This is a genomic window from Qipengyuania sp. JB2-7, from assembly GCF_055693485.1.
Genome location: NZ_CM146335.1, coordinates 1,496,698 through 1,507,695, shown reverse-complemented (window position 1 = coordinate 1,507,695; position 10,998 = coordinate 1,496,698). Strand labels below are relative to the sequence as shown.

Below are 10,998 nucleotides of genomic sequence, written 5' to 3'. Positions count from 1 at the left end.
TCGACTCCACAACGCTCCTCGCAATGACAGCGTGACTTGGCAAGGTCTGAACGAAAAAGGGCGGCCCAATCGGACCGCCCCTTCAAAATCATTTTCGCGTCAGCTTTTACGCCTTAGGCGCATTCTCGCGACGTTCCGCGATACGCGCACGCTTGCCGGTGCGGCCACGCAGGTAATAGAGCTTCGCACGACGCACGACACCGCGGCGGACCACGGTGATGCTGTCCACGATTGGTGAGTAGAGTGGGAACACACGCTCCACACCTTCGCCAAAGCTCATTTTGCGTACGGTGAAGTTGCTGCCCATGCCGCGGTTAGAGCGCGCAATGCAGACACCTTCGAAATTCTGAATACGTTCGCGACTACCCTCTTTAACCTTCACGCCGACACGCACGGTGTCGCCTGCACGAAATTCGGGTACTTCTTTGTCCGCGCCGGTGGTCGCCTTCGCGATTTCTTCGGCTTCGATTTGCTGGATCAGGTTCACTGGTCCGGTTCCTTATCTATTCGTCGCGCGCCAGAGGCAGATCAGTCCCGAACGCCCTTATAGCGTTCCCAAAGGTCCGGCCTGCGTAACCGTGTGTCGTCCTCGCTGCGTTGCTTGCGCCACGCCGCGATTTTCGCATGATCCCCCGATCGCAACACTTCAGGGATCGTGCGCCCTTCCCATTCTTGAGGTCGGGTATATTGCGGATACTCAAGCAAGCCGTCTTCGAACGACTCTTCAGTCCCGCTAGAAGGCGCGCCCATTACTCCGGGAAGCAGGCGAATGCAAGCATCAAGTATGGCCAGCGCCGCCGGTTCTCCGCCGGACAGAACAATGTCAGCCAGACTGACCTGTTCGATTTGCGGATATGCATCGAACAAGCGCTCGTCATAGCCCTCAAACCGGCCACACAGGATGGTGACACCGGGGCCAGAGGCGATCTCCCTGATGCGAGCCTGCGTGATCGGTTTCCCACGCGGGGTCATGGCGAGGATTGGGATTTGTGCTTGCTTGATACCCGGGCCACCCACGCCCTCCAAGTCTTTGTGTCCTACCGCTTCGCTACTTGAGGACGCTCCACCCGTTCGTGCTGAGCTTGTCGAAGTATGGGCAGATTGACGTTCGAAAACGGATCCAACCGCTGCGCCAAGGATATCCGCTTTCAGGACCATACCAGCCCCGCCACCAGCAGGTGTGTCGTCGACCGTGCGGTGTTTGTCCGTCGCGAAGTCGCGAAAATTGACAGTTTCGAGCGACCAATCTCCCCGCTCAAGCGCCTTACCTGCAAGGCTCTCTCCCAGAGGCCCCGGAAACATCTTTGGATAGAGCGTAAGGATGGTGGCGATGAAGGTCATTGCTCATTTACCGAGTGCGTGCCGATTTCAGCTCTGTGTCTTCGCAGAAATCTTCTACCGGCCAGAAACGCAAGCGGCCAACCAACTAAGCTCACCGTGATCAACATCACAGAAACAGCTACGAGAACTTCGTTGTCGCCGGGATCGCTCCAATAGGATACCAAAAGAATGGCCAGTGGCGTGAGCGGAAGAGGCGCAGTCCCAAGAAGCACCGACTTGGTGATACTCAATTTGGACAGGTAGGTGTCAATTTTTCTAAGGTGCTCACGCGTGAGCCATGGACCTGCAAAGCTAAGCAGCGCGCCCAAAAACAGGCCTAATATTAGCGGGTCGCCCAACTCACCCCATCCTTCGCGCGTGTATCGACGCTCAGCTCGAACACATCAGGCCGCGAATAGTGGCCATCCGTATCGAGGCTTGCGAGGCCTTCGCCGATCAAGCCTAGGTCCAGTTCCGCAAGCAGGATTTCTTCGCTCTGACCCGCCTGCGCGACAATGCTGGCGTCTGGCGCGATAATCATTGAGCCACCGCGGTTGAGCATTTCGCTTTCGATGGCGTTGAACAATTCCTCAGCCTCATCAGAGCCACCCGCCAGCTCAAGCCCTTCGAACAAATCAGCCTTATTCTGCACCAGCCCCGAGGCCAGCACGAAACAGCGCCCCTCCATCGCGTAGTGCCGCGATGCCAGCGCATATTCCTCACGCACGGTCGGCCATGCGGCGACATGCACGTGTTCGCCCAGATTGTGCATCGCTGCGCGCGCCAGCGGCATCCAGTGTTCCCAGCAGATCAGCGAGCCGACCCGCCCCCACTCCGCTTGATGCGCTCCAATCGTCGAGCCATCACCTCGCATCCAGATCAGCCGCTCCCCATGCGTGGGCACAAGCTTACGATGATCGAGCACCGGCTCACGGGGGCGAAAGGTCAGTTGGTTGTTATAAAGGCTCTGCCGCACCCGCTCATGCGCGCCGATGCTGATCACTGCGCCGGTTTCGTCGCACAATTCCTGCAAAGGCAGCAAACGCTCGTCGCCCGGCACAATGGCCTGATCGAGCATGATGCGGTGCAATGCCTTGCTGCCCGGATGATCCCAAAGCGCAGCGCCCGGCGCCTCATCCAACCACAGCGGATAGCCGCCCAGAAATGTCTCGCCAAACGCCACCAATTGCGCGCCAGCATCAACTGCCTCACGCGCAAGTTTTGTGGCCTTTTCGATACCGGGCCCGAACGCCAGCGGTATCGGAGCGGCTTGGACAATGGCTACATTGAGAGGGGCGGTATTTAACGTGTTCATGCCTCAGCTTTCGACGAAATCGGCACTCACCACAAGTCGTTCTTCATCCCATTCGGGAACCGCATCTTCGGTAAAGGGCACCATGAAGCGCTTGCCATCAGGTTTCTCGATCTCGACGACCTCGCTGGCCCCGTAATTCGCCACGTCGTGGACGCGCCCAACATCCTCGCCCTTGTCGGTGACAACAAGCAAATCAATCAGGTCGGAATAGTAGAATTCGCCTTCGTCGAGTGCCGGCAAATCATCGCGCGACACGCTTAACACCGTTCCGCGCAGCTTCTCTGCTTCGTTGCGGCCCGCAACCTCGGCAAAGCGCGCAATTGCGCCGCCTTTATTGTCGCTGCGAACTTTCTTGAGGGTCAACGCGCCATCATTGAAGCTCTTATGCTGCGAGAGCGCCTCGACGCCCTCGCCAAACAGCTTCAGGCGAACATCGCCCGCCACGCCATGCGCACCGGTAACGGCGGCGAGTTCAATGCGACTGTCAGGCATTCTAAAATACTCCGCCCGCGCTGAGCCTGTCGAAGTGCCGCCCTGCGTTCGGGACGGCAGGGATCGAACAAAAAACGATCCTTCGACAAGCTCAGGATGAACGGAAAGCAGATCGGATCAGTCTTCCGACTTCTCTTCGGTTGCTTCTTCAGCCGGGGCTTCCTCAGCGGGAGCCTCTTCAGCTGGTGCTTCTTCTGCTGCTGCTTCTTCGGCAGGTGCTTCTTCGGCAGCAGCTTCTTCTACCGCTGCCTCCTCCTCAACAGGTGCGTTCTTTGCCTCTTCTTCGGCTTCCTTGGCAGCAGCGGCCTTCTCAGCCTTCTCTTCTGCGCGCTCGGTTGCTTTCTCGCCAGGCTTCGCCTTGTTCGGGTTGTTGCGCGCCTCACGCTCACGAATGCCAGCGGCGTCGAGGAAGCGTGCAACACGGTCGGACGGCTGAGCGCCAACGCCGAGCCAGTAGCGCGCACGATCTTCGTTCAGCTGTACGCGCTTCTCGTCATCTTTGGCGAGCAGAGGGTTGTATGTGCCGATCTGCTCAAGATAGCGACCATCGCGTGGTTTGCGGCTGTCAGCAGCCACGATGCGGTAGTAAGGACGCTTTTTCGCGCCACCGCGCGACAGCCTGAGTGCAATTGCCATTTCGTATTACCTTTCCAGTATAAATATCTGTAAAATCATTTCTTATTTAATAAATCTTTGAGGTCCGGTGGGAGGGTGTCGGGGTCTACTGTCGGCCCGTCGGAGCCTGCTGGCCCGCCAAGCCCCGGCAAGCCGCCGCCACCCATTCCGGGCATTCCGCCACCCATCATTCCGCCGAGGCCGCCGCCCATTCCTCCGGCGCCTCCACCACCAAACATGGATGCGAGCCCCTTTAGACCGCCCATCTTCTTGATCTGCTTCATGGCGCGGGACATTTCCTGATGCATTTTCAGCACCTTGTTGACCTGCTGCACGTCTGTTCCGCTACCTGCAGCGATCCGCCGCTTGCGCTTGGCATTCATCAGCTTGGGATTGGCGCGCTCTTTCGGCGTCATTGAGCCGATGATCGCACCCATATGCACCAGAACCTTGTCGTCCATATCGGACGCCGCCATCGCCGCTTTGGCTTTCTTCATGCCAGGCATCATGTTCGCCAGCATGCCGAGGCCGCCCATATTCTGCATTTGCTTGAGCTGCATACCCAGATCATTCAGGTCAAACTGACCCTTCGCCATTTTCTTGGCGAGTGCCTCAGCATCTTCCTCTTTGATCGTCGCTGCAGCCTTCTCGACCAGGCTGACGACATCGCCCATGCCCAGAATGCGGCCCGCAACGCGCTTAGGATCAAAAGCCTCAATCGCATCAAGCTTCTCGCCCGTACCAGCAAACTTGATCGGCTTGCCGGTCACATGACGCATAGACAAGGCTGCACCGCCGCGTGCATCGCCATCCATTCGGGTCAGAACGACACCGGTCAGAGGGACCTCGTCCGTAAAGCTTTTCGCGACATTGACCGCGTCCTGACCGGTCAGGCTGTCAACGACGAGCAGAACTTCGGTCGGTGCAGACACACCTGCAACCGCTTTCATCTCCGCCATCAAGGCCTCGTCGACATGCAAACGGCCCGCAGTATCCAGCAGCAGAACGTCGCAAGCCTGAAGCTTGGCCGATTCCATCGCGCGTCGTGCAATATCGACCGGCTGCTGACCATCAATGATGGGGAGCGTCGCGACGTCTACTTGTTCGCCGAGAACCGCCAGTTGTTCCTGCGCGGCGGGACGGTTCACGTCCAATGAGGCCATAAGAGCCTTTTTGCCGTGCTTTTCCTTGATCAGCTTGCCGAGCTTTGCAGTCGTGGTCGTCTTACCGGAGCCTTGCAGGCCGACCATCATCACGACAACCGGCGGTTTGGCTTCGAGGATCAGCCCCTCATTGGCTTCACCGCCGAGCATTTCGACCAGCTCGTCATTGACGATCTTGACGACTTGCTGGCCTGGAGTGACTGACTTCAGGACTTCTGAACCAATCGCTTTTTCAGTGACCGCGTCCACAAAACGACGAACAACCGGCAGCGCCACATCTGCTTCGAGTAGCGCAATGCGAACCTCGCGCATTGCTTCGCGAACGTCATTCTCGGTTAGCGACCCGCGTCCTTTGAGCTTGTCAAAGACGCTGCCCAAACGGTCGGACAAATTGTCAAACATTAGGCGATGCTCCACCCATTAAGGACGCGGATATCTTTCCTTCGCGTTTCCGCATCGCAAAACCGGTTCCCACTTTTGCTGGAAACGCTTTTCGTCCTTTGAGCTCGTCAAAGACGCCGCCTAAGCGGTCGGACAAATTGTCAAACATCGTCTTCAACTCCTCGTTCAGGCAAATGCCCTCACTTCAAACTCTTCTGGCCGCTTCCCGAACCGAAAAAGTGGTGCCCACTTTTTCTGGGAAACTCCTTCACCTGACCTCTCGACCAGGATTAAACGCGAAAAACGCCGGCGGACGAAACCTCGTCGGCCAGCGTGCGGAGATTTCTACTCCGGCTTTTTCAATCCATTTGTCTGGATTTTCCTGTGGGGCGGACGCGAAAATCGTGTTTAGCTAGAACCGAAGCGGAATGGACACGCGGTCCTTGAGCACCGGAAGCGCAGCTAAGCGCGATTTGCAGCCCGTCCCAGAGGGAAAGCCAGGTGAATGGTGGAGCCTAGCGGGATCGAACCGCTGACCTCAACACTGCCAGTGTTGCGCTCTCCCAGCTGAGCTAAGGCCCCAATCACTTGTTTGGTACGACCAAGCGGGCGCACCTTTGCGGGAGCGAGCCTTTATTCGTCCGGTCCACTCAACGCAAGAAATTTCTAATCAGCTTGCCACGCCCTCCGCCCTTCTACCCGGATTGAGCCCCGGAAGGTTCCGGGTGGAAGGAGCAGGTGGCTAGAAACTCAACACAAGGTCTAGATCAATTATCCTCGTCCTCGTCGTCGCCCTTGCCTTTGGACACGCCAAGATCATCATCGCCGCCGAGATCCACCTCATTATCGGGCGAATCCTCTTCCTCGTCGATATTCTCCAGATCATCATCGGCCAGATCGCTATCCGCCTCGCCATCTTTTTTCTTGCTCTCTTCCTCAAAAGGAATTGGCTGCTTCGACTTGAGCACAGGTTCTGGATACCATTCTTCGCCGCATTCAATGCAGGTGACAGGCTCATCTTTCGTCAGATCATAAAAGCGAGTGCCGCATTTCGGGCAAGTCCGCTTTGTGCCCCATTCCGGTTTGACCATGTGTAATCCTTGATTGTCCTGCGCCCAATCGGACGCGCAAAAACTTGTCTCTTTTGATGGGTGTCGACATCCCTCTTTGCAAGGGCGCGGAATCACGTGCGCATCATCAGCGCGGCGCGCCTTGCCAGAACGCAGAGGCACTGTCAAAGACGCGCTCGCTTAGTCATACGCTCATATCAGGATTCATACCGCTTTGACCGCACATCGCTTTTCTCCAATGGGACCGTTGACCGGTCGCATTCGCGTTCCTGGTGACAAATCGATTAGCCACAGATCGCTAATGCTTGGCGCACTGACCATTGGTGAGACACGCGTATCGGGCTTGCTAGAAGGCGAAGATGTGCTCGCGACTGCCGAGGCAATGCGGCAGATGGGCGCCACCATAGAGCGCGAAGATAATGGCACTTATATCATCAATGGGGTGGGTGTCGGCGGTCTGCTGCAACCCGGACAAGCGCTCGATATGGGCAATAGCGGCACGAGCACACGGCTGCTTATGGGTCTGCTCGCCAGCCATGGAATCAGCGCGAGCTTTGTTGGCGATGCCAGCCTCTCGGGCCGCCCCATGGGCCGCGTTATCGATCCACTGAGCACCATGGGCGCACAGTTTACGCCATCCCCCGGTGGCACTTTGCCACTGATGATGGAAGGGTGTGAGCCAGCCGTGCCGATAACATACCGGCTGCCTGTTGCGAGCGCTCAGGTAAAAAGTGCGGTATTGCTTGCTGGGCTGAACACGCCGGGCATCACCACCGTTATCGAGCCCGTGCCCACGCGCGACCATTCTGAACGGATGCTGCGCGGATTCGGCGCGAATATCGAAGTTGAAGAGATTGACGGAGAGCGGCATATCAGCGTGCAAGGCCCTTGCGATCTGACGCCGTGCGACATCGAAGTACCCGGAGACCCATCCTCAGCTGCATTCTTCATTGTGGCGGCATTGGTCACACCGGGCAGCGACTTGGTAATCGAAAATGTTGGCCTGAACCCGACGCGGTCGGGCATAGTCAATGTTTTGCGTCAGATGGGCGGTCAGATCGAAGAACTGAACGCACGCGAAGTTGGCGGCGAGCCTGTCGCGGACCTGCGCGTTCAGCATTCTGCGCTAAAAGGCATCGAGGTGGACCCCGCCATCGCGCCGTCAATGATCGATGAATTTCCGGTACTTTTCGTCGCCGCTGCTTTGGCGGAGGGCGTGACCACAACCACCGGCCTGGAAGAACTGCGCGTCAAGGAAAGTGATCGCCTATCTGCCATGGCCGTCGCGTTGAAACTTGTGGGCGCGGAGGTCGATGAACGTAAGGATGGTCTCGTCGTCACCGGAACCGGCAGCAACCCTTTCAGCGGCACAAAGGCCGGTCGCGTCGCGACCCATCTCGATCACCGCATCGCGATGAGCATGGCAGTGGCGGGCCTCGCCAGCGCAGCAGGCGTTGAAGTGGACAGCATCGAACCGATTGCGACCAGCTTTCCCAACTTCACCGATTTGCTGGCAGAGGCATCAGCATGAATGCGCCATTGGACTGGGCCACATTGGTTGGCTTTGTCGGCACAGCCTGCATCATCGCGGCGTATGCCTATCTGACATTCAAGGACTCGCCCAACCCATTCATTCTGCACGGTACAAATCTGGCTGGTGCGGCGCTTTTGACGGTTTCGCTAATGGTCCACACTAATTGGCCAAGCCTGATGCTGGAGGGATTTTGGGCCGCGATTGCACTGTTTGGGCTCGCGAAAGCGTTGCGGGCAAGGAAGGCGCCACAATGATCATCGCAGTCGATGGCCCAACGGCATCGGGCAAAGGCACCATATCCAAGGAGGTCGCCAAACATTTCGGCCTACCGCATCTCGACACGGGGCTACTTTATCGTGCTGTTGGGCGACAAGTCTCGCTGAATGGTGGTGATCCAGATGGTCCTGAGGATGCGCTAGCCGCGTGCAGCTTTCCCGACAGCCTGCTGGAAGATGACATCCTGCGCTCGGAAGGCTCCGGTAGCCTTGCAAGCCGCGTATCGGTGCACCCAGCGGTTCGCCAAGCGTTATTCGAACGCCAGCGCGCGTTCGCTCAGCAAGAGAGGGGCGCAGTGCTGGATGGCCGCGACATAGGCACCGTCATTGCTCCGGATGCCGATGTAAAGCTCTTCGTCACCGCCTCGGTCGAGGCACGCGCCAAACGGCGCCACGCAGAAATGGTCGGACGCGGGGAGACCGCGACGCTAGAAGAGATCGAGGCAGATCTCGCCCGACGTGATGCGCGCGACATGAACCGGAAGGATGCCCCGCTAATACCGGCAGCGGACGCGATCATTTTTGATACCACCCATTTCGATCGCGACGAAGCGGTGGCGGCAGTCATCGAAGCGGTCGAGGCGCAACTTGCGTCCTAACGGGAAATAGCCTTGCGAACTGCACATCCTGAAAAGTGCTTTCCTACATTCCGATCACCGTGTCAGACCCATGGCGCAATGGTCGATTTCACCTCCCCTAACCCGCAGATTCGCGCCGAAATGCGCCCCTTGTGGGTACGCCAAAAGTTTTCTGCCTGGACCGTGTTCCATGTGTTCCATCCAGTAGGATTTGCCTTTTGGTCTGTGTTGGCCCGGCATCGGCGTCAAAAGCCCCAAAACTCTTGCTTTTCTGCGCGCTTTCCCATAAGCGCGCCAGCGTTCTCGCAATCAACTGGATTGAAAGAACCCGCATGTGGGCATTCGGCCTCTTGCGGAATACGGCCCTCTTGCCCTGTTAGCCCTCGCAATAGTGCGGCGGAGACAGATTAAGACCCCGGAAAGAGCGAAGGCTCAAAACCGGTGGCCGGTAGCAAAATGAAATACAGGATACCCCTGACTTATGGCGACTTCGCCCAACCCAACGCGCGACGATTTCGAAGCGCTCCTTAACGAACAACTTGGCGGTGCAGCAGATGGCGGTTTTGAAGGCCGCGTCGTAAAAGGCACCGTAACGGCCATCGAAAACGGTATGGCCATGATTGACGTAGGCCTCAAAAGCGAAGGCCGCGTTGACCTCAAAGAATTCCAACGCTCCGAAGCAGAGACCGCGCCAGGTGTTGGCGACGAAGTCGAAGTCTTCGTTGACCGCGTTGAAAATGCCGATGGCGAAGCAATGCTCAGCCGTGACCGCGCACGCCGCGAAGCTGCATGGGACAAGCTCGAAAACGAATTTGGCGAAGGCAAGCGTGTCGAAGGCCGCATCTTTGGCCGCGTCAAAGGTGGCTTCACGGTCGACCTTGACGGCGCCGTAGCCTTCTTGCCCGGCAGTCAGGTCGACATCCGCCCCGTGCGCGATGTTGCCCCGCTGATGGACATGCCTCAACCGTTCCAGATCCTGAAAATGGATCGTCGCCGCGGCAACATCGTCGTTTCGCGCCGTGCCGTTCTGGAAGAGACACGTGCTGAACAGCGCAGCGAATTGATCGACAAGCTGGCCGAAGGTCAGGTGATCGACGGTGTTGTGAAGAACATCACCGACTACGGTGCGTTCGTGGATCTCGGCGGCATTGACGGCCTGCTCCATGTCACTGACATGAGCTATAAGCGCGTCAATCACCCAAGCGAGATGATCGAAATCGGTCAGACCGTGACTGTTCAGATCGTACGCATCAACGAAGAAACACAGCGCATCAGCCTGGGCATGAAGCAGCTTGAAAGCGATCCATGGGATGGCGTTGCTGCGAAATACCCACTGGGCATGAAGCTTTCTGGCACCGTGACCAACATCACCGAATATGGTGCATTTGTTGAGATCGAGCCTGGTATTGAGGGCCTCGTCCACGTTTCTGAAATGAGCTGGACCAAAAAGAACGTTCATCCTGGCAAGATCGTTTCAACGAGCCAGGAAGTTGATGTTCTGGTTCTGGAAGTCGACTCAGAGAAGCGTCGCATATCACTTGGCCTCAAACAGGCTCAGCGCAACCCATGGGAAGAGTTTGCCGAAAAGCACCCCGTGGGCAGCAAGGTCAACGGCGAAGTCAAGAATGCAACCGAGTTCGGTCTGTTCATTGGCCTCGACGGCGACGTGGACGGCATGGTTCACATGTCAGACATCGCTTGGGGCATCTCGGGTGAAGACGCGCTTGCCCTGCACCGCAAGGGCGAAGAAGTCGAAGCCGTTGTTCTCGATGTCGATGCCGACAAAGAGCGCATCAGCCTAGGCATGAAGCAGCTCGAAAAAGGCGCGCCAACTGCCGACGGTGCCGACTCAAGCGCGCTGCGCAAAGGTCAGGTCGTAACCGTCACAGTTCTCGAAGTTCGCGATGGCGGCCTCGAGGTGCAAGTTGGCGAAGACGGTGCAACCGGCTTTATCAAGCGTACCGACCTCGGTCGCGACCGCGACGAGCAGCGTCCTGATCGTTTCCAGACCGGTGCGAAAGTCGATGCCATGGTCTCTGGCTTTGACCGTTCGAAGAAGCCAAACTTCTCAATCAAGGCGCGTCAGATCGCCGAAGAGAAAGAGGCAGTCGAACAGTTCGGTTCATCCGATTCGGGTGCGTCGCTTGGCGACATTCTTGGCGAAGCGCTCAAGAAGTCAGACGACTAAGCGCGAAACGAATGCTGGGATTTAGAAAGCCCGTTCTCCCATGCGGAGGACGGGCCTTTCCTATAGG

At 57.6% G+C, this 10,998-nt stretch carries 11 protein-coding genes and 1 tRNA gene; 4 read left to right on the top strand and 8 right to left on the bottom strand.

Annotated features, from left to right (window positions below; translation table 11 throughout):
• Window positions 1-106: 106 nt before the first annotated feature.
• From rplS to ACZ1GM_RS07530, 8 genes are all read right to left on the bottom strand, one after another.
• Window positions 107-487 carry a 50S ribosomal protein L19 gene (rplS, locus tag ACZ1GM_RS07565; protein WP_472675916.1) on the bottom strand — a complete coding sequence of 127 codons (381 nt, stop codon included), beginning with the start codon at window positions 485-487 and terminating at the stop codon, window positions 107-109.
• 41 nt (window positions 488-528) lie between these two features.
• Complete coding sequence (gene trmD / locus ACZ1GM_RS07560) at window positions 529-1,341, bottom strand: tRNA (guanosine(37)-N1)-methyltransferase TrmD (RefSeq protein WP_472675915.1); 813 nt, start codon at window positions 1,339-1,341, stop codon at window positions 529-531.
• A gap of 322 nt (window positions 1,342-1,663) precedes the next feature.
• A complete protein-coding gene (locus tag ACZ1GM_RS07555; protein ID WP_472675914.1) occupies window positions 1,664-2,635 on the bottom strand; it encodes a carbon-nitrogen hydrolase family protein in 972 nt (323 codons plus the stop codon).
• Between the two features lie 3 nt (window positions 2,636-2,638).
• On the bottom strand, window positions 2,639-3,127 hold the full coding sequence (gene rimM / locus ACZ1GM_RS07550) for a ribosome maturation factor RimM (RefSeq protein ID WP_472675913.1): 489 nt from the start codon (window positions 3,125-3,127) through the stop codon (window positions 2,639-2,641).
• A 117-nt stretch (window positions 3,128-3,244) separates the two neighbouring features.
• Window positions 3,245-3,763 (bottom strand): 30S ribosomal protein S16, encoded by a 519-nt coding sequence (rpsP, locus tag ACZ1GM_RS07545; RefSeq protein WP_472675912.1) that lies wholly within the window; start codon window positions 3,761-3,763, stop codon window positions 3,245-3,247.
• 35 nt (window positions 3,764-3,798) lie between these two features.
• Entirely contained in the window at window positions 3,799-5,307 is a 1,509-nt protein-coding gene (gene ffh, locus ACZ1GM_RS07540; protein ID WP_472675911.1) for a signal recognition particle protein, read from the bottom strand.
• A gap of 485 nt (window positions 5,308-5,792) precedes the next feature.
• A tRNA-Ala gene (locus ACZ1GM_RS07535) sits at window positions 5,793-5,868 on the bottom strand.
• Window positions 5,869-6,053: 185 nt separating this feature from the next.
• Complete coding sequence (locus ACZ1GM_RS07530) at window positions 6,054-6,377, bottom strand: TIGR02300 family protein (protein WP_472678495.1); 324 nt, start codon at window positions 6,375-6,377, stop codon at window positions 6,054-6,056.
• 217 nt (window positions 6,378-6,594) lie between these two features.
• Between ACZ1GM_RS07530 and aroA the strand changes: the two genes are divergently transcribed.
• The 4 genes from aroA to rpsA all read left to right on the top strand — a co-directional run bounded on the left by aroA (window position 6,595) and on the right by rpsA (window position 10,931).
• Window positions 6,595-7,887: a 3-phosphoshikimate 1-carboxyvinyltransferase gene (gene aroA, locus ACZ1GM_RS07525; protein ID WP_472678494.1), complete on the top strand. Its 1,293-nt coding sequence runs from the start codon at window positions 6,595-6,597 to the stop codon at window positions 7,885-7,887.
• On the top strand, window positions 7,884-8,144 hold the full coding sequence (locus tag ACZ1GM_RS07520) for a CBU_0592 family membrane protein (protein WP_472678493.1): 261 nt from the start codon (window positions 7,884-7,886) through the stop codon (window positions 8,142-8,144). The genes aroA and ACZ1GM_RS07520 overlap by 4 nt, the downstream gene beginning before the upstream one ends.
• Window positions 8,141-8,764 (top strand): (d)CMP kinase, encoded by a 624-nt coding sequence (locus ACZ1GM_RS07515; protein WP_472678492.1) that lies wholly within the window; start codon window positions 8,141-8,143, stop codon window positions 8,762-8,764. Before ACZ1GM_RS07520 ends, ACZ1GM_RS07515 begins: the two co-directional genes overlap by 4 nt.
• A 460-nt stretch (window positions 8,765-9,224) precedes the next feature.
• Window positions 9,225-10,931 (top strand): 30S ribosomal protein S1, encoded by a 1,707-nt coding sequence (gene rpsA, locus ACZ1GM_RS07510; protein WP_472678491.1) that lies wholly within the window; start codon window positions 9,225-9,227, stop codon window positions 10,929-10,931.
• The last annotated feature ends 67 nt before the right edge of the window (window positions 10,932-10,998 follow it).

Bases quoted from the DNA above. Each gene is read 5' to 3' on its own strand.
- rimM (WP_472675913.1), bottom strand. From the start codon at position 3,127: ATGCCTGACAGTCGCATTGAACTCGCCGCCGTTACCGGTGCGCATGGC.
- trmD (WP_472675915.1), bottom strand. From the start codon at position 1,341: ATGACCTTCATCGCCACCATCCTTACGCTCTATCCAAAGATGTTTCCG.
- ACZ1GM_RS07555 (WP_472675914.1), bottom strand. From the start codon at position 2,635: ATGAACACGTTAAATACCGCCCCTCTCAATGTAGCCATTGTCCAAGCC.
- ACZ1GM_RS07515 (WP_472678492.1), top strand. From the start codon at position 8,141: ATGATCATCGCAGTCGATGGCCCAACGGCATCGGGCAAAGGCACCATA.
- ACZ1GM_RS07530 (WP_472678495.1), bottom strand. From the start codon at position 6,377: ATGGTCAAACCGGAATGGGGCACAAAGCGGACTTGCCCGAAATGCGGC.
- ACZ1GM_RS07520 (WP_472678493.1), top strand. From the start codon at position 7,884: ATGAATGCGCCATTGGACTGGGCCACATTGGTTGGCTTTGTCGGCACA.
- aroA (WP_472678494.1), top strand. From the start codon at position 6,595: ATGGGACCGTTGACCGGTCGCATTCGCGTTCCTGGTGACAAATCGATT.
- ffh (WP_472675911.1), bottom strand. From the start codon at position 5,307: ATGTTTGACAATTTGTCCGACCGTTTGGGCAGCGTCTTTGACAAGCTC.
- rpsA (WP_472678491.1), top strand. From the start codon at position 9,225: ATGGCGACTTCGCCCAACCCAACGCGCGACGATTTCGAAGCGCTCCTT.
- rpsP (WP_472675912.1), bottom strand. From the start codon at position 3,763: ATGGCAATTGCACTCAGGCTGTCGCGCGGTGGCGCGAAAAAGCGTCCT.